The 20514-nt window shown below is 52.0% G+C and carries 20 protein-coding genes; 2 read left to right on the forward strand and 18 right to left on the reverse strand.

From position 1 onward, the window contains the following. Window positions 1-13 precede the first annotated feature (13 nt). From HKT17_RS07695 to HKT17_RS07740, 10 genes are all read right to left on the reverse strand, one after another. Window positions 14-997, reverse strand: coding sequence for a branched-chain amino acid ABC transporter permease (locus HKT17_RS07695; RefSeq protein WP_171099076.1), 984 nt, complete (start codon window positions 995-997; stop codon window positions 14-16). A gap of 13 nt (window positions 998-1010) precedes the next feature. Further along, window positions 1011-1895 carry a branched-chain amino acid ABC transporter permease gene (locus HKT17_RS07700; protein WP_008249371.1) on the reverse strand — a complete coding sequence of 295 codons (885 nt, stop codon included), beginning with the start codon at window positions 1893-1895 and terminating at the stop codon, window positions 1011-1013. A gap of 71 nt (window positions 1896-1966) precedes the next feature. Further along, the gene (locus HKT17_RS07705) at window positions 1967-3172 is read right to left on the reverse strand and encodes an ABC transporter substrate-binding protein (RefSeq protein WP_171099078.1); all 1206 of its coding nucleotides are present in this window, start codon (window positions 3170-3172) and stop codon (window positions 1967-1969) included. A gap of 46 nt (window positions 3173-3218) precedes the next feature. Further along, window positions 3219-3941, reverse strand: a complete 723-nt coding sequence (locus HKT17_RS07710) for an ABC transporter ATP-binding protein (RefSeq protein ID WP_171099080.1) — start codon at window positions 3939-3941, stop codon at window positions 3219-3221. Further along, on the reverse strand, window positions 3941-4711 hold the full coding sequence (locus HKT17_RS07715; RefSeq protein ID WP_105029100.1) for an ABC transporter ATP-binding protein: 771 nt from the start codon (window positions 4709-4711) through the stop codon (window positions 3941-3943). Before HKT17_RS07715 ends, HKT17_RS07710 begins: the two co-directional genes overlap by 1 nt. A 194-nt stretch (window positions 4712-4905) precedes the next feature. Then, on the reverse strand, window positions 4906-6528 hold the full coding sequence (guaA, locus tag HKT17_RS07720; protein WP_171099082.1) for a glutamine-hydrolyzing GMP synthase: 1623 nt from the start codon (window positions 6526-6528) through the stop codon (window positions 4906-4908). A gap of 67 nt (window positions 6529-6595) precedes the next feature. After that, a complete protein-coding gene (locus HKT17_RS07725) occupies window positions 6596-7588 on the reverse strand; it encodes a sensor domain-containing diguanylate cyclase (RefSeq protein ID WP_171099084.1) in 993 nt (330 codons plus the stop codon). Window positions 7589-7614: 26 nt separating this feature from the next. Then, window positions 7615-9075, reverse strand: coding sequence for an IMP dehydrogenase (guaB, locus tag HKT17_RS07730; RefSeq protein WP_171099086.1), 1461 nt, complete (start codon window positions 9073-9075; stop codon window positions 7615-7617). 89 nt (window positions 9076-9164) lie between these two features. Then, window positions 9165-9521, reverse strand: coding sequence for an RnfH family protein (locus tag HKT17_RS07735; RefSeq protein ID WP_205882382.1), 357 nt, complete (start codon window positions 9519-9521; stop codon window positions 9165-9167). Continuing rightward, on the reverse strand, window positions 9521-9967 hold the full coding sequence (locus tag HKT17_RS07740; protein WP_105029103.1) for a type II toxin-antitoxin system RatA family toxin: 447 nt from the start codon (window positions 9965-9967) through the stop codon (window positions 9521-9523). The genes HKT17_RS07735 and HKT17_RS07740 overlap by 1 nt, the downstream gene beginning before the upstream one ends. Window positions 9968-10068: 101 nt before the next feature. On the opposite strand from HKT17_RS07740, the gene smpB reads away from it, so the two are divergent. Continuing rightward, complete coding sequence (smpB, locus tag HKT17_RS07745) at window positions 10069-10518, forward strand: SsrA-binding protein SmpB (protein WP_105029104.1); 450 nt, start codon at window positions 10069-10071, stop codon at window positions 10516-10518. A 17-nt stretch (window positions 10519-10535) separates the two neighbouring features. On the opposite strand, the gene HKT17_RS07750 is transcribed toward smpB, so the two are convergent. Genes HKT17_RS07750 through ppsA form a run of 3 tightly spaced genes read right to left on the reverse strand, consistent with a single transcriptional unit; the run spans window position 10536 to window position 14334 of the window. Beyond that, the gene (locus HKT17_RS07750; RefSeq protein WP_105029107.1) at window positions 10536-11441 is read right to left on the reverse strand and encodes an SPFH domain-containing protein; all 906 of its coding nucleotides are present in this window, start codon (window positions 11439-11441) and stop codon (window positions 10536-10538) included. Window positions 11442-11487: 46 nt separating this feature from the next. After that, a complete protein-coding gene (locus HKT17_RS07755; RefSeq protein ID WP_171099088.1) occupies window positions 11488-11910 on the reverse strand; it encodes an NfeD family protein in 423 nt (140 codons plus the stop codon). 15 nt (window positions 11911-11925) lie between these two features. Beyond that, a complete protein-coding gene (ppsA, locus tag HKT17_RS07760) occupies window positions 11926-14334 on the reverse strand; it encodes a phosphoenolpyruvate synthase (protein WP_105029109.1) in 2409 nt (802 codons plus the stop codon). 136 nt (window positions 14335-14470) lie between these two features. Between ppsA and ppsR the strand changes: the two genes are divergently transcribed. Then, entirely contained in the window at window positions 14471-15307 is an 837-nt protein-coding gene (gene ppsR, locus HKT17_RS07765; RefSeq protein ID WP_171099090.1) for a posphoenolpyruvate synthetase regulatory kinase/phosphorylase PpsR, read from the forward strand. Window positions 15308-15330: 23 nt separating this feature from the next. Here the strand turns inward: ppsR and HKT17_RS07770 are convergent, their stop codons facing one another. The 5 genes from HKT17_RS07770 to lpxA are packed head-to-tail and all read right to left on the reverse strand — an operon-like array spanning window position 15331 to window position 20501. After that, window positions 15331-17013 (reverse strand): cryptochrome/deoxyribodipyrimidine photo-lyase family protein, encoded by a 1683-nt coding sequence (locus HKT17_RS07770; protein ID WP_205882384.1) that lies wholly within the window; start codon window positions 17011-17013, stop codon window positions 15331-15333. 47 nt (window positions 17014-17060) lie between these two features. Then, the gene (locus HKT17_RS07775; RefSeq protein WP_105029110.1) at window positions 17061-17882 is read right to left on the reverse strand and encodes a TrmH family RNA methyltransferase; all 822 of its coding nucleotides are present in this window, start codon (window positions 17880-17882) and stop codon (window positions 17061-17063) included. An 8-nt stretch (window positions 17883-17890) separates the two neighbouring features. Next, window positions 17891-18547, reverse strand: a complete 657-nt coding sequence (gene rnhB / locus HKT17_RS07780; protein WP_171099091.1) for a ribonuclease HII — start codon at window positions 18545-18547, stop codon at window positions 17891-17893. Beyond that, entirely contained in the window at window positions 18540-19709 is a 1170-nt protein-coding gene (gene lpxB / locus HKT17_RS07785) for a lipid-A-disaccharide synthase (protein WP_171099093.1), read from the reverse strand. Before lpxB ends, rnhB begins: the two co-directional genes overlap by 8 nt. Window positions 19710-19712: 3 nt before the next feature. Beyond that, a complete protein-coding gene (gene lpxA / locus HKT17_RS07790) occupies window positions 19713-20501 on the reverse strand; it encodes an acyl-ACP--UDP-N-acetylglucosamine O-acyltransferase (protein ID WP_171099095.1) in 789 nt (262 codons plus the stop codon). Between the last annotated feature and the right edge of the window lie 13 nt (window positions 20502-20514).

The following is a 20514-nucleotide window of genomic DNA, read 5'->3' on the forward strand; positions in this document are numbered from 1 at the left end:
GGGCAGCTTCAGTTTACTGACCCGCCTTCAGCAATCTGCGTTGGTTCCACGCAATAATTTCCCCAACAATTCCGCGCCGGAAGGCCAGCACAACCACAATGAAAATGAAGCCAGTCACAATTGTGACCTGCTCCCCCAGTGAGCGGAACCAGGCAATGTCGGTTGTCACCGCCATCCAGGTGCCAAATTCACCAATGCGGTTTTCCAGGGCGATGATCACGATGGCACCCACAATTGGGCCTGCAAGAGTGCCCAAGCCACCCACCAAGGTCATCAGCACCACCAGGCCAGACATCGTCCAGTGCACATCGGTCAATGTTTCAAAGCCAAGCACCGAGGCTTTTGTTGCACCTGCCAAACCCGACAATGCAGCTGACAAAACAAACACCAGCAACTTGTATTTGTCCACGTCATAACCCAGTGATATTGCGCGTGGTTCATTTTCCTTGATCGCCTTGAGAACCTGCCCGAAGGGCGAATGCACAGTGCGAACAATCAGGGCGTAGCCTGCGATGCAAATGGCCAATACCACGAAGTAAAGTGTCAAGTCGTTACTAAGGTCGACAACACCGAACAAGGTGCCGCGCGGTATGCCCTGTAAACCATCTTCACCGCCAGTAAATGGCGCTTGTAAAAAGATGAAATACAGCATTTGTGCCAGTGCCAGCGTAATCATGGTGAAGTAAATGCCCTGCCGTCGTATGGCCAAAGCACCCATGATTAAACCAATAAGCGCTGCAAATGCCACGCCCGCCAGCAAACCAAGCTCAAAGGGCATACCAAGGTCTCGTATAACATACCCGGCCATGTACCCCGCACCATCCAGAAAAGCGGCATGTCCGAAGGAAAGCAAACCGGTGTAGCCAATCAACAGGTTGAATGCACATGCAAACAGCGCAAAACACAGCAGTTTCATCAGCAGCACTGGGTACATGAAAAACGGTGCCGCCAGGGCGAGAATGATTGCTGCAATGGCGATAATTGTATTTTTGTTCATCGTGTCAAACCCTTTATTTCTCGCGGCCGAATAAACCGGCCGGGCGAATCATGAGCACAATCGCCATGATGATGAACACCACTGTGGCTGACAATTCTGGATAAAACACACGGGTCAATCCTTCCACAATGCCCAAGGTGAGCCCGGTAATGATTGAACCCAGAATAGATCCCATTCCACCAATCACCACTACCGCAAACACAGTGATGATGAGGTTAGAGCCCATCAACGGTGAAATTTGAATAACCGGCGCAGCCAGTACACCCGCGAATGCAGCAAGTGCCACACCAAAGCCGTAGGTCAGCGTCACCATCAAGGGCACGTTGATGCCAAAGGCCTCCACCAGTCGCGGGTTTTCAGTACCCGCACGAAGCAAGGCTCCCAGCTTTGTTTTTTCAATCATGATCCAGGTGGCAAAACAAACCACCAGCGAGGCCACCACGACCCAGGCGCGGTAGTTGGGCAGAATCATGAAGCCCAGGTTGGTCGCACCCTGCAAGGCTTCTGGCACTGAATAGGGTTGACCGGAAACACCATAAATCGAGCGGAAAATTCCCTCCAGCATCAAGGTAATGCCGAAGGTCAGCAACAAGCCATACAAGTGGTCAAGCTTGTAAAGCCAGCGCAACATTGTTTTTTCAATCAGTATCCCGAAGGCGCCCACCAACAAGGGGGCAAGCAGCAGCATCACCCAATAATTCAGGTTGAAATAGGCCATGCCCATCCAGGCGAAAAACGCGCCCATCATGTACAGCGCGCCGTGGGCAAAGTTGATCACATTGAGCAAGCCAAAAATAACAGCCAAACCCAGTGACAACATGGCGTAAAACGAGCCATTCACCAGGCCAAGCAGTAACTGCCCCAAAAAGGCCTGCAAGGGAATTCCAAAAATTTCCATGAGTACGTGTCCCGCAAAGCCCCTGGGTGCTTAAACCTCAGGGGCATTGGTCTTATTGTGGTTTTACTGAATTACTTCCACAAAGCGCACTTGGTCTCAGCTTTGGTGGTGAAAGCCTGCTCGCCTGGAATGGCCTGTACAACTTTCAGGTAATCCCAAGGTTTTTTGGATTCTTTGGGGTCTTTCACCTGCATCAGGAACATGTCGTGAATCATGCTGCCGTCGGCACGGTAGTAGCCGTTTTTGGCGTACATGTCGTTCACCTTCTGCTTGCGCAGGGCTTCCATCACTTTGGCACCATCATCCGTACCCGCAGCTTTCACAGCATTCAGGTATTGCAGGGTTGCCGAGTAATCGGCTGCGTGCAGGCTGCTGGGCATTTTCTTCATTTTGTCGAAGAAGCGTTTGGACCACTTGCGGGTTTCGTCGTTTTGATCCCAATACCAGCTGTCGGTGAGGTACATGCCCTTGGTCTGCCCCAAGCCCAATGCGTGCACATCGTTGATGAACATCAGCAAACCGGCAAGCTTCATGCTGCCTGTAACTCCAAATTCATTGGCCGCCTTGATGGAGTTGACTGTGTCACCACCGGCGTTGGCCAGGCCCAGAATTTGTGCACCCGAGGCTTGCGCTTGGAGCATGAAACTGGAAAAGTCAGATGCTGACAACGGGTGACGAACGGCGCCCTTTACAGTGCCGCCACTGGCCTTTACCACTGCGGTGGTATCGGTTTCAAGTGAGGTGCCAAAGGCGTAGTCCGCGGTCAGGAAATACCATGTTTTGCCGCCCTGCTTGGTTACAGCTGAACCAGTGCCTTTGGCCATTGCTACCGTGTCATAGGCATAGTGAATGCTGTAAGGATTGCATTCTTCATTGGTAATGCGGGCGGTACCAGCACCAATTACAAAGTTAGGCTTTTTCTTTTCATCGGCTACTTTGGCCATGGCCAAAGCCGTGCCGGAGTTGGTACCTGAAATCAGCATGTCGACACCTTCAGTGTCAAACCACTCGCGTGCCTTGCTGGCTGCAATGTCAGCCTTGTTTTGGTGATCAGCAAACACCAGTTCGATTTTCTTGCCGTTCAAGGTGCCGCCAAAATCAGCGATCGCCATTTTTACAGCCTCGACACCACCAGGCCCGTCAATGTCGGCATACAGGCCAGACATGTCGGTGATGACACCAATCTTGATGGTGTCGTTGGAAATTTGTGCCTGTGCTGAGCCGGCAGCGAATGCAAAAAGTGCGGTCAGTCCAGTTGCGATTGGTTCTAATTTCATCATCATCTCCTTTGGTTTAAGTCCAATCCCTTGAAAGGTTGGTTTTTTATACGCCCAGCAGCGAATGCAGCACGGGCATTTTTTCATCGAGTTCCGAGGAAGCAAAAGCCTCCACAATTTGGCCGTGTTCCACCACGTAAAACCGGTCGGCCAGTGGGGCTGCAAAACGGAAATTCTGTTCCACCATCACAATGGTGTAGCCCTTCGATTTCAGGGTGGTAATCATCTTGGCCAGGGCTTGAACAATAACAGGCGCAAGCCCCTCAGAAATTTCATCCAGCAGCAAGAGTTTGGCGCCAGTTCTCAGAATGCGCGCAACGGCCAACATTTGCTGTTCACCACCTGACAAACGCGTGCCCTGGCTTTTTTTGCGTTCGGCCAGGTTGGGGAACATCTCGTAAATTTCTGCCACGCTCATGCCTTTGTCGGTTTTTGAAACAAAGGGTGGCAGCATCAGGTTTTCTTCGGCAGACAGGGAAGAGAATATGCCCCGTTCTTCCGGGCAGTAACCCACACCCAAGTGGGCAATTTTGTGGGTGGGCATCTGAATCGCCTCGGTGCCATTGATTTTGATTGACCCTTTTCTTGAACCAGTCAAACCCATGATGGCACGCAGGGTGCTGGTGCGCCCTGCGCCATTTCGCCCCAGAAGTGTTACCACCTCACCGGTTTTAACAGTCAGGTTCAGGTTGTGCAAAATGTGTGATTCGCCATACCAAGCGTTAAGCCCGGCGATTTCAAGCGCAGTGCTTGTCGATGCATTACTCATCAGTGCGCACCCTCCAGAACTCCAGTGGTGGAGCCCATGTAGGCCTCCATCACCTCGGGGTTGCGCGAAACCTCGTCGTAGCTTCCTTCGGCCAGCACTGCGCCGCGTTGTAGCACCGAGATGCGGTCGCTGATACCCGCCACCACATTCATATTGTGTTCAACCATCAAAATGGTTCGGCCAGCGGAAACCTTCTTGATTAATTGGGTAACGCGGTCCACGTCTTCGTGGCCCATGCCCTGGGTTGGCTCATCCAGCAGCATCAATTCAGGTTCCATGCCCAATGTGGTTGCAATTTCAAGTGCACGTTTTCTGCCGTAAGGCAAATCTACGGTCAGGGTGTCTGCAAAGCTTTCCAGGTCAACCAGCGCAAGCAAAGCCATGGCCTTGTCATTCAGCACCGAAAGTTTTTTCTCACTTTTCCAGAAATGAAACGAATTACCCAATGGGCGTTGCAAGCCGATGCGCACATTTTCAAGCACTGTGAGGTGTGGAAACACCGCAGAAATTTGAAACGACCGGATAATGCCCTGCCTTGCGATTTGGGCTGGCTTTGCACTGGTGATGTCTTTGCCGTTGAACAAAATTTGGCCCGATGTGGGCGTTAAAAATTTCGTCAACAAATTGAAACAGGTAGTTTTACCTGCGCCGTTGGGGCCGATCAACGCGTGGATATGGCCCCGCTGTACTTTTAAATTCACATCGCTGACCGCAGTGAATCCCTTGAATTCCTTGGTCAACGCCCTTGTCTCCAACACTACTTCTGCCATGGGTTCTCCATGTTGTCATTGTCGTTGTACCCATCGGTGCCGGGCTGCGCCGATAGTTAGATATCGCCAATGATGGTGGCATGTGTGTTTTCATTCGGGAATTAGGGCAAACCTCACCCCCTGAATGCAAAAAAGCCCGCATTTGCGGGCTCTTCTGTAAGGCTGGGGTAAGTGACGGGATTTGCTTTATCGGCTTATTCCCACTCAATGGTCGCAGGCGGCTTGCCCGATACATCGTACACCACCCGGTTCACACCTTTTACCTCGTTAATAATACGATTGGAGATACGGCCCAACAATGAATAAGGCAGGTGTGCCCAGTGTGCTGTCATGAAGTCTTGAGTTTGTACGGCGCGAATGGCCACCACATATTCGTAGGTGCGGCCATCGCCCATCACACCCACCGATTTCACTGGCAAGAACACTGCAAAAGCCTGGCTGGTGAGGTCGTACCAGCTTTTTCCAATTTGTTCCTCGGTGCAAAGCTCGGCCGCTGCGTCTTTGGCTGTGGCTTTGGTGTTGCGCAATTCTTCGATGAATACGGCATCGGCACGCTGCAAAATTTCAGCATACTCGGCTTTCACCTCGCCAAGAATTCGAACACCCAAGCCCGGCCCGGGGAATGGGTGGCGGTAAACCATTTCAGGGTCAAGGCCAAGTTCAACGCCAAGTTTACGCACTTCGTCCTTGAACAAATCACGCAGGGGCTCCAGCAATTTCAGGTTCAGCGTATCGGGCAAGCCGCCCACGTTGTGGTGGCTTTTGATGCTGGTGGCTTTGCCTGTTTTTGCGCCAGCTGATTCAATCACGTCGGGGTAAATAGTGCCCTGTGCAAGCCACTTGGCGTTGGCACGCATGCCAGCCTCGCGCTGGAATACATCCACGAATGCTTTACCAATAATTTTGCGTTTGGCCTCGGGGTCGGTGACGCCTTTCAGCTGCCCCATGAATTCTTCTGTGGCGTTCACATGCACAACACGCACACCCAAATGTTTGGCGAATGTTTCCATAACCTGCTCGCCTTCTTTGAAACGAAGCAAGCCATGGTCCACAAACACGCAGGTAAGCTGATCACCAATTGCCTTGTGAATCAATGCAGCTGCCACGGAAGAATCAACGCCACCCGAAAGGCCCAAAATAACTTCATCAGTGCCGACCTGGGCACGAATTCTTTCAACCGCTTCATCCACAAAACTTGGCATGGACCAGTCACCTTTGCAACCGCAAATGTCGCGTACAAAGCGTGCCAGTATTTCCTTGCCTTTTTTGGTGTGCGTTACCTCAGGGTGAAATTGCACGGCATAGAAACCGCGTGCTTCATCGGCCATGCCGGCAATTGGGCACGAGGGTGTAGAAGCCATCAACTTGAAGTTGGGTGGAAGCTCGGTCACCTTGTCACCGTGGCTCATCCAAACATTCAACAGGCCATGGCCATGTTCGTTGGTTTCGTCTTGAATGCCATCAAACAGTTTTGTGTGGCCATGGGCCCGAATTTGGGCATGACCAAATTCCCGAACCGTACCCGCTTCGACTTTGCCGCCAAGTTGCATGGCCATGGTTTGCATGCCGTAGCAAATGCCCAGCACTGGTACGCCAAGATTAAACACCAACTCGGGCGCCCTGTCGGTGCTTTCTTCATAAGCAGACTGGTGGCTACCCGACAAAACAATGCCAGATGCCCCGTATTCCTTGATGCGTTCCGGGTCTACGTCGCAGGGCAAAATTTCGCAGAAAACGCCGCACTCACGTACGCGTCGGGCAATGAGTTGTGTGACCTGTGACCCGAAGTCGAGTACCAAAATTTTCTGATGATTCATGAAGCGTTCTTTGAATGTATTAAAGGTAATTGGCCCAAGGCAATGTTGCGCAGGGCTTGGCCGATGCTTAACTAAGACTTAACAGGCGATCCACTGCTTGCACTGCCGTGCATTGAAGTTCGTCGCCTGACAGGCTGAGAAAGTTGATGTCCACATCAACCAGAGCTTTCACGCCATGGGTTTCGAGCGTGGTTTCACCAAAACGGGCTTTCAGCTGTTCCAGCAAACGTGCCACCTCCGAATTGGTCATGCCCGAACACACAGCCACGAAGGCATCTGCCCCTAGGGATCCAACACTTGAGCCATTGGGCAACATGTCTCGAATAATGGACGCAGTGAACTTGGTGAAATCAACAATGCGATCGTGACCAAACCTGTTCAAAATCAAATCAAATGAGCTGAGTTTCACATGCAGCAGGGAAAGGTCTTCTCCCTTGTGCAAGGCATATTCGAGTTCTTTGTCCAGCAGTGCTTCAAATCCGCGTCTGTTCCAAGAGCCGACGATTGGATCAATCAGCAAAGACCTTTGATTTTCGTTCAAAGAACGCACAAACCGGCTCACGACATTGTCCTCTATCGGCTTGGCCAGCTCTACTTCAACCAGGCGCGCGAAATCTCGTAGATCCTGCCTGTCTTCCTGGGAGAATGCGCGGGGAACGCTGTCGATCACGCAAAGCGTACCGATCGTGATACCGAATGCATCCCGAACGGGCTGACCTGCATAAAACCGTATTCTTGGTCCGTCGACAACCAAAGGGTTGTCCATGAATCGGGGGTCCAGCAGCGCATTTTCAACAATCAAAGGTTCATCACTGAGAATGGCATGTCCACAGAAAGACACCTCTCTGTCTGTGGAGCAGGCATTCAGGCCTTGAAGCGATTTGAACCATTGAATTTCTTTGTAAACAATGGTGACCAGCGCCGTATCAATGTCAAAGTGCCGACAAACCAAACGCGTGATTCGATCAAACCGGGCCTCGGAGGGGGAATAAATCATTCCCAAATTCTGGATTGCCCGTGTTCTTTCTTCTTCGTTGTGTGGAATGTCAGGTTTTTGCATGGCGGCTTCGCTGTATTCAGGCCTTGTCAATCGACATGGTAGTTCGGTGCTTCTTTGGTAATTTGAACATCGTGTACATGTGATTCCCGAATGCCCGCAGATGAAATTTCAACGAACTCTGCTTTTTCGTGCATTTCAGAAATTGAACGGCAGCCGACATAACCCATGGAAGAACGGACACCGCCTACCAACTGGAAAATGATGGACAGCACGGAGCCTTTGTAGGGCACCCGGCCTTCAATACCCTCGGGTACCAGTTTGTCGGCATTGTTGGCCGGGTCCTGGAAGTAGCGGTCCGCAGACCCCTGTGTCATGGCGCCCAAGGAGCCCATACCGCGGTAAGCCTTGTAGCTGCGGCCCTGGAACAAAACGACTTCACCTGGCGCTTCTTCAGTGCCGGCAAACATGCCGCCCATCATGGCGGCGCTTGCACCGGCTGCCAGAGCCTTGGAAATGTCACCGGAATAACGAATGCCACCATCTGCAATCACAGGCACACCAGTGCCCTTCAGGGCCTTGGCCACATTGGCAATTGCGCTGATTTGGGGAACACCCACGCCAGCCACAATACGCGTGGTACAAATTGAACCTGGACCAATACCCACTTTCACGCCGTCTGCGCCATGCTCCATCAAGGCCAACGCAGCGCTGGCCGTGGCAATGTTGCCGCCAATTACATCCACCTGTGGGTAGTTTTGCTTTACCCAGCGTACGCGGTCCAACACGCCTTTGCTGTGGCCGTGGGCTGTATCAACAACGATTACGTCCACGCCAGCAGCCACCAGCTTTTCAACACGTTCTTCAGTGCCATCGCCCACGCCCACGGCTGCACCTACGCGCAATTTCCCGTGAATGTCTTTGCTGGCCCACGGGTGTTCCGTGGCTTTTTGGATGTCCTTAACAGTAATCAAGCCTTTCAGCGCGTTGTCTGCACCCATCACCAACACGCGCTCCAGGCGGTGCTTGTGCATCAAGGCTTTGGCCTGCTCCAGGCTGTCGTCTTCGGATACGGTGACCAAACGCTCTCGTGGGGTCATGACGTTGGAAACAGGCTGGTCCAGTTTGGTTTCGAAACGCAGGTCGCGGTTCGTGACAATGCCAACCACCTTGCCATTCTTGACAACAGGCAGGCCCGAAATTTTGTGTTGCTGTGTAAGAGCAATGACCTGGCGAACGGTGAGTTCAGGCTCGATCGTGATCGGGTCGCGAAGCACGCCAGACTCATGGCGTTTTACTTTGGCCACCTCGGCCGCTTGCTGCGTTGCTGTCAGGTTCTTGTGAACAATACCGATACCACCTTCCTGTGCCATGGCAATGGCCAACCTGGCTTCAGTCACCGTGTCCATGGCGGCAGACACCAGAGGAATGTTCAGGCTGATGTTTCGGGTCAGTTGGGTAGACAGGGATGTGTCTTTGGGAAGAACGTCTGAGAACGCAGGAACCAGCAATACATCATCAAACGTTAACGCTTTCTGCGTGACACGCATGCAATTTCTCCTTGCGCAAAAGCGAATTATAAAGGATACCCAGCATGCCTGTTTTGGTTTACAAACAGAAAAACCGGGGAATTTAAGTTTTAAGGGACGGTTTTTGATTGCTTGCGGCTTCGCCGCTCGTATTTCGCCAATTCTTTCTGGCGTTTTGTCAGCACCTTGTGTTGGGCACGCCTGCGGCGACTTTCCATTGGGTCGAAGCTAAGCCCATCCAGAATTTCAATGCGATCGCCCGGGTGAAGCAGCATGCCCTCGGTGGCGTAAAGGCCATACACCGCCACTGCGCGTTCCTTGAGTAACAATGCAATGCGTTCACTGCTCAAGCCAATGGCCTGAAGTGCCTGCTCCACCGTGGTTTTTTCGGGCACATTCAATGGCTTGGGCATTGATACAAGCACACCGCCGTCGGCTGGGCCAAGTTCAAGCCAGTGAACAAGCATCACTGCCCTGCCCCGGTGCTGTGTAACGACTCTGCACGTTTAATGAAGGAATCCACGAAACTGTTGGCAAGGCTGGTGAACACCGGCCCCACCAATTGCTCCAGTACCTTGCTTGAAAACTCGTAGGCCAGTTTGAAATGAACCTTACAGGCTTCGGGCGTCAGTTCAATGAAATGCCAGGTGCCCTCAAGATGGGTAAACGGACCTTCCACCAAGGTCATGTGGATTTCCTCGTGTGGTGTCAGTTTGTTCATTGTGCAAAAGCTTTGTTTGACACCCTTGAACGCAATTTCTACGGTCGCTTTTTCAATGTTGGCGCCAACAGGCTCAACACTTCCGGCACCGCACCACGGCAAAAACTGGGGATAATCGGCCACCGCCCGCACCAAATCGAACATTTGTTGCGTGGAAAAATGAACCAACACGGACTTTTCTACAATGGCCATGAATGCTGAAGGGTTTGTTTCCCGCTCGGAGAAAGGATTAAACTCTCTATTTTAGCGTTTTTCACGCTACGCCGCACCCAAAGGACGTTTTCACCGAATTCATGAGCATTATTGACAACAAAAAAGCGGGTTTTGATTACTTCATTGAAGAGAAGTACGAGGCGGGTATTGTGTTGGAAGGCTGGGAAGTCAAATCCATTCGCGATGGTCGTGTTCAAATCAAGGAAAGCCACATCGTGGTTCGCAACGGCGAACTGTGGCTGCTGAACTGCCATATTTCGCCACTGACCAGTGCATCTACCCATGTCAACCCGGTGAACACCCGCACACGCAAGTTGTTGATGCACAAAAAAGAAATTAACCGCTTGATTGGTAAAGTAGAACAAAAAGGTTATTCACTGGTGCCGCTGAACCTGCATTTCAAAAATGGCCGGGTGAAAGTAGACATGGCCCTTGCCAAGGGTAAAAAGCAGCATGACAAACGGGATACCCTGAAGGACAAGGACTGGAAGCGAGAGCAGGAACGGTTGATGAAGATTCACCGTACCTGAACTCGCTGTAAGGGGAATTATTTGCCCTGCTTCACCACCTGCATCGCTGCCGCTACCATGGAACCCATGTTGGACAGGTCCCCAGGCAATATCAGGGTATTGCCAGCCTTGGCAACGCCTGAAAATGCTTCAATGTATTGTTCGGCCACTTTCAGGTTCACTGCCTCCATTCCTCCTGGCTCAGCCACCGCGGCGGCTACTTTTCGCAAGGCGTCGGCGGTGGCTTCGGCAATTTCCCTAATTGCACCGGCTTCACCCTGGGCGCGGTTGATGGCGGCAATCCGGTCACCCTCGGAGCGGGCAATTGCAGATTCCCGTTCACCATTGGCAATGTTGATTTGCTCTTGTTTGCGCCCCTCTGACGCAGCAATCAGGGCGCGCTTTTCCCGTTCGGCTGTAATTTGCGCCTGCATTGAAAGTAAAATCTCACGAGGTGGAGTCAAGTCTTTGATTTCATATCGTAATACCTTAACACCCCAGTTCAGGGCTGCCTCATCCAAAGCATTTACAATCGCCGCGTTGATCATGTCGCGCTCTTCAAAAGTTTTGTCGAGCTCCATGCGGCCAATAATCGATCGCAAGGTGGTTTGCGCAAGTTGGGTAATGGCGCTGATGTAGTCGCTTGAACCGTAGCTGGCCCGCATCGCGTCAGTCACCTGAAAATACAAAATGCCATCAACCTGAAGTTGGGTGTTATCCTTGGTAATACACACCTGGCTGGGTACATCCAAGGGAATTTCTTTCAGGGAGTGCTTGTACGAAACCCGCTCAATGAAGGGCACAAGAAAATTCAAGCCAGCCTGCAAGGTGCGGTCGTATTTTCCCAAACGCTCTACCACCCATGCACTTTGCTGCGGCACTATGCGCAGCGCCTGGCTGACAAACACAATCGCCAGAATCAATATGACAATTGAAACTTCCATGAATTTTCTCCTTTGATTGGCTAACCTTGGAACAAGGCCACGCCGATTATGCGTGTGTCGATACGCTTTTGACTTTCAGGACATTGCCCTGCACATCGACAATTTGATGCAGGCCCGTTACAGGCGTGCTGTCGGTGCTCTCCGCTGCCCAAGTGGCTCCACGGTATTGCACATTGGCGCGCCCACCCGCATTCCAGCTTGGAATTTCAAGTTTGTTGCCAATGTCGAGCACATCGTGTTGTTTGTCTGTGTTGCTTCGTTTGACCGAACGGTTGCGAAGAAGAAGGCTGCCAGCCACTGCAAACACGGCTGCTGCGCCAATTTGAATTTCAAGACCGTAACCGAGGTAGGCCATCAATGCACCGATGGCCGCCCCCAGGGACACCATGAGCAGGTAAAACGTACCCGTGGTCATTTCGGCAATCAACAAGATACCCGCCAATACCAACCACAGTGACAAATTGCTCAATGGTGTGACTCCTTTTTACTTTTTGTTGAACCTGTCGGCCAGTTTCTGCCAGGTGTCAATCACCGTGTCAGGATTCAGCGAAATGGATTCAATTCCTTCACCAGCCAGCCACAAGGCAAAGTCGGGGTGGTCTGAAGGCCCTTGCCCGCAAATTCCCACGTATTTTCCTTTGGCTTTACAGGCCTCAATGGCTTTGCTCAACAGGGCACGCACGGCAGGGTCGCGTTCGTCGAAATCAGCGGCCAAAATATCCAGCCCTGAATCCCGGTCCAGGCCCAAGGTAAGCTGGGTCAGGTCGTTGGAGCCAATCGAGAAGCCATCAAAGTACTCCAGGAACTGATCTGCCAACACGGCATTGGAAGGCACTTCGCACATCATCACCACTTTCAGGCCATTTTCGCCACGCTTTAAACCGTTGCGGCCCAGCAAGTCAACTACTTTGGCTGCCTGGTTCAATGTGCGTACAAACGGAATCATGATTTGAACATTGTCCAGGCCCATTTGCTCGCGAACACGTTTCAAGGCCAAACATTCCATCTCGAAACACTCCGCAAATTCCTCGGAGATGTATCGGGCCGCGCCGCGGAAACCGAGCATCGGGTTTTCTTCTTCGGGTTCGTAGCGGCTGCCACCGATCAGCTTGCGGTATTCATTGGACTTGAAATCGGACATGCGAACAATAACCGGCTTTGGGTAGAAAGCAGCCGCGATTGTAGCCACTCCCTCAGCCAATTTGTCCACAAAAAATGCGACCGGGCTTGCATGGCCACGCGCCACACTTTCCACCGCTTTCTTCAAATCGGCATCCACGTTCGGATAATCAAGAATGGCTTTCGGGTGAATGCCGATTGCATTGTTGATAATGAATTCCAGGCGTGCCAAGCCAACGCCCTTGTTGGGCAATTGGCAAAACTCAAAGGCCAATTGAGGGTTGCCCACGTTCATCATGATTTTCACGGGAATTTCAGGCAAGGCGCCGCGCTTGACTTCGCTGACTTCTGTTTCCAGCAAGCCATCGTAGATGTAGCCTGTATCGCCTTCCGAACAGCTTACTGTAACCAGCATGCCTTCTTTCAGTTTTTCAGTGGCATCGCCACAACCCACCACAGCGGGAATGCCCAGTTCGCGGGCAATGATCGCGGCGTGGCAGGTACGGCCACCACGGTTGGTGACAATGGCTGCTGCCCGCTTCATCACCGGTTCCCAATTGGGGTCGGTCATGTCGGTCACCAAGATATCGCCGGCCTGTACACGGTCCATCTCAGAGGAATCGTTGATCACTCGAACGGAACCTGCACCAATTTTCTGGCCGATGGCTCGGCCTGAACTCAGAATCGCCGAATTGCCCTTAAGCTTGTAACGCAACTGCACGTCGTTGTCTTTTTGCGAGTTCACGGTTTCGGGGCGGGCTTGCAAAATATACAGCTTGCCATCAATACCGTCTTTGCCCCACTCAATGTCCATAGGGCGGCCATAATGCTTCTCGATAATCATGGCGTACTTTGCCAGTTCGATCACATCCTCGTCGTTCAATGAATAGCGGTTGCGCTGCTCGGCGGGTACATCGACGGTGCGCACGCTTTTCCCGCTTTCCTTCAGCGCATCAAATTCCATCTTGATCAATTTGGATCCAATTTGACGGCGAATGATGGGGTACTTTCCCGCAGCCAATGTGGGCTTGAATACGTAGAACTCATCGGGGTTCACTGCGCCTTGCACTACGGTTTCACCCAATCCGTAGCTGGAAGTGATGAACACCACTTGATCAAATCCACTTTCAGTGTCCATGGTAAACATGACACCAGAAGCCGCTTTGTCAGAGCGAACCATACGCTGCACGCCCGCGCTCAAAGCCACGTCCGCGTGCGCAAATCCCTTGTGTACGCGGTAAGAAATGGCGCGATCGTTGTACAGCGATGCGAACACTTCCTTGATTTTCTCAAGCACATCATCAATGCCGCTCACGTTCAGGAAAGATTCTTGCTGCCCTGCAAAGGAAGCGTCTGGCAAGTCTTCTGCGGTGGCTGAGGAGCGAACCGCCACTGAAATATCGCCACCACTTTGGGCCATCATGGTGGTGTAAGAATCGCGAATTTCTTTTTCCAGATCGGCAGGCAGTGGCGCATCAATTACCCACTGGCGAATTTCGGCACCGGCTTGGGTCAGTGCGCGAACATCGTCCACATTCAGGGCATCGAGCTTGGCGTTGATACGCTCAACCAGATTGTTGGCTTTCAGGAATTCACGGAAGGCATGTGCTGTTGTGGCAAAGCCGCCAGGCACTCGCACACCAGTTTCGGCCAATTGGGAGATCATTTCACCCAAAGACGAGTTTTTACCACCGACAGTTTCTACATCTTCCATTCGAAGCTTCTCGAATGGCGCAACAAGAGCTGTTGGGCTAACTCCTTGATTTGTTGACATTGATTCACCTTGTAGTTCAAAAGAAATAGTGAATGCGGCGATTTGGGTGCACGCGCATCGACTATTTCCCCTGATTTCTTTTTATGATTGTAACTGTAACCCGACCTTTTGCCACCGATACACACAGGATTGATTCATGTCAGAAAATGTAAGCCAGGAACGCACCGTGGTTTTTGTGTCAGACGGCACAGGCATTACGGCGGAAACCCTCGGCCACTCGGTGTTGTCCCAATTTGAAGGCATACGTTTCAAACAAATTCGCATCCCCTTTATTGATTCAGAAGTGAAGGCAATTTCAGCCCGACAAAAGATCAATGACATTGCGAAATACGATGGCCAGAAACCGATTGTGTTCAGCACCCTGGTGAACACTGTCATCAACGACGTCGTGAAGCAGGCCGATGGTGTGTTCATGGATTTGTTCCTCACCTTTGTGGAACCCTTGGAAAAAGAACTGGACATCAAAAGCACACATCGCATTGGCAGGTCGCACACCATTGCGGACAACGAGCAGTACAAAAACCGCATTGAAGCGATTAACTACACACTGGCGCATGACGATGGTCAAACTCACAAAGACCTACAGGCAGCCGATGTTATTTTGGTGGGTGTTTCCCGCTCGGGTAAAACCCCAACAAGCCTTTACCTGGCCATGCAATACGGTATCAAGGCAGCCAATTACCCCTTGATTCCAGAGGACTTCGAGCGTGGAGAATTGCCCGCGGCCCTACCCCCGTTCAAGGACAAGATTTTTGGACTTTCAATATCACCAGAACGCTTGAGCGAAATACGCAACGAACGCCGCCCGGGCAGCAAATACGCCTCACTTGAAAATTGCAGGCAAGAGATCAAGGCGGCAGAGTTCATGATGCGTCGGGAGGGAATCAGTTGGCTTAGCTCGACCAGCAAGTCCATTGAAGAAATTTCAACTACGATACTGCAGCAATTGAATTTGGGTTCCCCAATTTACTAGGCTTGTGCCTTGATCAAGCGGGATTAAAACAAACTTTGCTGAGAATCGGTTTCTATCTCCGGCTCGTCGGGTCGTTTGTTGTTGCGCGGTCGTGGGCTGCCGCGGTTATTGCCATTGCGGTTTGGGTTTCTTGAGCCGTGTTTTTCATACACACGCTTTGATTCTTCAACAAAACCCTTTCGGTGTCTGAACTCCGTAATGTTGGAACGCGCTTTCGAAATGGCTGTGTCAGGGTCCACTACCGGCCAAGGGTAGTCCACCCCTATCACGCATCCGCACTCTTGCTGAATGAGTTGAGGTGTATTCCAGGGCTCCCCTATCCATGGATTAGGGATGTTTTTCAGCTCTGGTATCCAGCGCCTGATGAACACCCCATTGGGATCGTGATCTTTGGCTTGTTTCACCGGGTTGTAAATGCGCAAGGTGTTGATGCCTGTGACGCCCGACTGCATTTGAAATTGCGGGTAGTGAATGCCAGGCTCGTAGTCGAGAAATTCACGCGCCAACATGGGCGCCGTGTGTCGCCAATCCAGCCAGAGTTGGTAAGACGCAAATGCCACAAGCATGGCACGCATGCGGAAGTTAACCCAACCCGTGGCGCGCAACATTCGCATGCAGGCATCCACCATTGGAAAACCGGTACGCCCTTCTATCCACGCCAGTGCTTTTTGATTTTCCTCCGGGCTAAGCTCGGAGAAATTGCGCATGGCATTCAACCCACGGTGAGCTGATCGAAATTCAAGCTCGGGTTCGCTTTCCAGTTTTTGAATGAAGTGGCAATGCCAATGCAAACGGCTCTCGAACGACTTCAGGGATTGCTTCCACTGTGTTTGTGCTTTGGGTGGTAAATCGCTTTCTGCCAGTTGCTGACGCGCCTGGCCCAACACCTCCAGCACTTCCCGAATGGAAATTACACCAAAAGCAAGGTAAGGCGACAGGCGTGAGCAGGCTGATTCAGCGCTCAATGGGCTGGACATTTCAAAGCGGTAATTCATGCCGCGTTCGCTCAAAAACTCACTCAAACAGCGTTGTGCCTGTTGCCTGCCACCCCGCTGACGCAGGGTTTTGTCCGTTAAATGTTTGGGGTAAAAATGCACATATTGAGCCCATTGCGGCCAAAGTGAACAGTTCAATTGCACACAGGGCAAACCATTGGCTTCTAGTTGCTGCTGCAAGTTCTGCGGGAAATCAAACCAAGTGGTCTGAGGTAATTCTGAAAACTCTGGCGCAGGAAGTACTGGTTTGCGCATGGTTTCAAGCCAAAGCTTGCCCCATTCATCGCGATTTTCAAGTTTGCGCACCACCGCATTGTTGGGGAACTCAAACCAGGGCACGGCATGGTTTGCACACAAGGCTTTCACTTCCTTGTCACGCGCAAAGCTGGCCCAGTTGCCAGTTTCCTCGTGGCTGTAAATGCTGAGTTGTTGGCAACACAAGGCCATTGTTTGCAAGGAAACTGGCGCATTGGCTTTGGCCAATAGCAAGGGCACATGCTCGGGCAATTGCTCCGCCAATTCCTGTAAACATTCACGGGCAAATTCAAAATGCTGGGGGGCACTGTCGGGCTGCTTGATCAGTTTGGGTTCAAGGCAGTACAAGGCCGCCACGCAACCTTTGCTTTCCCTGGCGGCTGCAATTGCCGCATGCCAGGGAGCATGGTCGCTAAGGCGCAGGTCTTTTTTCAACCAAACAAGGTGCAAGTGCATACAGCGAAATCCAGATACCACTGTTTAAGTATACAGTGTATTTGATTTTACCGCCTTTGCCTGAATTGTTCAAATAAACACACTGCGCTGCTGCTGCCTACATTCAGGCTTTCAATGGTTTTGCTTTGCGGAATTCGAATGTGTTCACTGGCGCGGTCCAGCCAGGCTTGGCTTACGCCTTGCCCTTCGCTGCCGAATACCCACACACCCGCAGTTTTTAAGTTGGCGTTGAACAGGTCAACGCTTTTGGGATGCAGGCTGGTCACGCGCACCGGTATTTTTGATTTAGCCGATGAAAGCGCTTTCAGCAAGTCTTCTTCAGCGTACAGCTGCAAGCCAAACTGAGCGCCCATACCTGCACGCAGCACCTTGTCACTCCACACCCAGGCGCTGTGGTCGCTCAATGCCACTTGCTGAACCCCAGCCGCTGCACAATTGCGCAACAGGGTGCCCACATTGCCTGGATCTTGGATGCCGTCCAGTAAGACAATATCCTGATTTAAATCAATGGCTGCGCTGGCATTCACCGGTTTGAAAAAGATCATCGGCCCGGTGGGAGTGCTCAGTTTGCTGAGTTTTGAATAAAGTGCGTCGCTAAGCACCAAACAGCGCACCTCACCGTTCTCAAGCACATCGCTCAGGGCCGACATGGTCAACCATTCAGGCTTGTTCAACAAACTTTGAGGAATCCAGACCGATTCAATGTGCACACCTGGCAGGTGCAGCAACGTTTCAGCAAGGTGCAAACCCTCGGCTGCAGCCAGGCCGCTGTTGCGCAACCCATGGTTAGATGAAAGCAGTTTGACGGCAGCTTTCAGCCGTTCATTTTGGGCCGATTCAATTTGCGTAAAATGGCGCTCGTAACTCATGATCGCCTCTAGAACGATGGGTTCTGTTGTGCTCGTTCCAGTGCCTCACGCACTGGACGGAACGATTTTCTATGTACTTGTGTAGCCCCATGTTCCCGCAGCAAAGCCATGTGGCGCGCAGTGGGGTAGCCCATATGCACGTCAAGTTCATACTGTGGGTATTGCAGCGCATGGGTTTTACACCATTCGTCGCGGGCCACTTTGGCCAAAATTGAGGCAGCTGAAATTGCAGGAATTTTGGTGTCGCCTTTCACCACAGCAAGCGCTTGGTATGGCCATTTTGGCAATTTGTTGCCATCCACCACGATCAAGCATTGCTCCGGTTTCAGGCCGGTTTGTGCAAGCACCGAGTCAACGGCTCGCCACATGGCCAGCAAACTGGCTTGGAGTATATTCAAGCGATCAATTTCTTCAACAGTGGCGTGGGCCACTGCGCATGCTTTGGCATGTTCGTGAATTGCGCTCGCGAGCGTGTCTCGCTTCTTGGCAGTGAGTGTTTTGGAGCAGGCCAATCCATCAATGGTATTGGGCTGATTCAGCAGGGCCGCACCAGCCACCACTGGGCCGCACAGTGGGCCTCGCCCCGCTTCATCCACGCCAATCACCTGCAAGCCGAGCTGTGCAGCATGTGCCTGAATTTCTGACCACTCTTGAAACCTAGCCATTCATCACCTGCTGAATAACGCGGCTGGCAATTTCTCCAGACGGTTTTAACAAGCGTTGGTGCTGTTCTGCAAACAGTGTTTGAAGCCGGTCCCGATTGGCATCATTATCAAGTTGAAACAGTGCTTTTTGCGCGAGCGCAGCCGGTGTTGCATCGTCTTGCAGTAGTTCGGGCACCGCAAATTCATTCAGCAAAATATTGGGCAATCCCACATAAGGCTGGTAGCCCTTGCCTTTCATCATTTGGTAGCTTAGCCACGGCATTTTGTAGGCAATCACCATGGGTTTGCGGTACATCATCGCCTCGAGTGTGGCGGTACCGCTGGCCAGCATCACTGCATCGGCTGAAGCCATGCATTCATGAGACTTGCCCTCGATCAATGCCCAGCGATCCAGTAGTTGTGCCGGGATCATGGTTCTGAACATGTCGAGCAATTTGCTGGCCGGTGGCATGGGTGTTACAAAACGCAACTCTGGTTTTTGCTTGAGTAATTCAACGCAGGCTTGAACAAATGCAGGGCCAATGTGTTTGACCTCGGCACCACGGCTGCCGGGCAATACGGCCAGCAATTGCCCTTCGCTTTGCAAACCCAGGGCGGCACGATAGGCCATTGGGTTGATTGTTTCGGGTACCAGTGCAGCCATGGGGTGGCCAATGTAGGTGGCTGAAATCCCTTCTTTGGCTAAAATTTCAGGCTCGAATGGAAAAATGCACAATACATGGCTGCAGGCAGCTTTTATCTTGTGAATGCGCTCCATTCGCCAAGCCCAAATCGATGGGCACACCACATGGACCGTGGGCACGCCACTTTCACGCAGAGCGAGCTCAAGGTTCAAATTGAAATCGGGGGCATCTACACCCACAAACACTTTGGGTCGATTGTTGATTGACCAGTGTTGAATAAGATTTTTGCGCATCTTCAGCAAGCGTGGCAAATGGCGCAACACCTCGACATAACCACGCACCGACAACTCTTCCGAGCCATGCAAGGGCTTCACACCCAAATCGCGAAGTTTGGGGCCCGCAATGCCCTCCATGGCCAGCGTTTGGGTTTGTATCAGATGTTCAATGGCCAAGGCGCCTATCCAGTCACCTGAGGCCTCGCCCACGGCAATCGCCAGGTCCACAGGCTGAGTGCTGTAAGGTGTACGGGTGTACGCCATGGCTTAACGAATGATGCCGCGAGTGGCTTCGTCAAGAAACACTTTCATGTGAACAAGGTGTGGCTTTGCATCGTCGGGTGCGGCAGTGGCCAAGGAATCAATTGCCTCTTTGGCTTCTGAGATACTCAGTCCTTGGCGGTAAATTGCCTTGTAGGCCCGTTTGATATTCAGAATCGCATCGGGTGAAAACCCCCGACGCTTCAAACCCTCCGAGTTTATTCCGGCTGGTGCTGCCGGGTAACCCGCTGCCATCACGAAGGGAGGAACGTCTTGCATCAGCTTGGTTTGAAATGCAGTCATGGCATGGTCGCCCACGCGAATGAATTGATGCACGCCGCTCATACCGCCAAGAATAACCCAGTCCCCAATAATGACGTGCCCAGCCAGCTGCACGCTGTTGGCGATGATGGTGTTGCTGCCAATGTGACAGTCGTGCGCAATGTGCACATACGCCATAATCCAGTTGTCGTTGGCCATGGTGGTTTTGCCACCGTCTTGCACAGTGCCAGTGTTGAAGGTGCAGTACTCCCGAACGGTGTTGCGGTCGCCGATGATCAGTTCAGTGGGTTCACCTTTGTATTTTTTGTCCTGCGGATCGCCGCCAATGGTGGCTGAGCCATGAAATAGATTGTCTTGGCCAATGGTGGTGTGCCCGGCAATGACCATGTGCGGGCCAATTTTTGTGCGGGCACCAATTTTTACATGGGGACCAATGACTGAAAATGGTCCAACTTCAACCGTGCTGTCCAGTTCGGCCTTGGGGTCGACTATTGCTGACGCATGTATGGGCATTTGAAAGTGTTCC

This window comes from Limnobacter sp. SAORIC-580 (assembly GCF_013004065.1).
Classification (GTDB): domain Bacteria; phylum Pseudomonadota; class Gammaproteobacteria; order Burkholderiales; family Burkholderiaceae_B; genus Limnobacter; species Limnobacter profundi.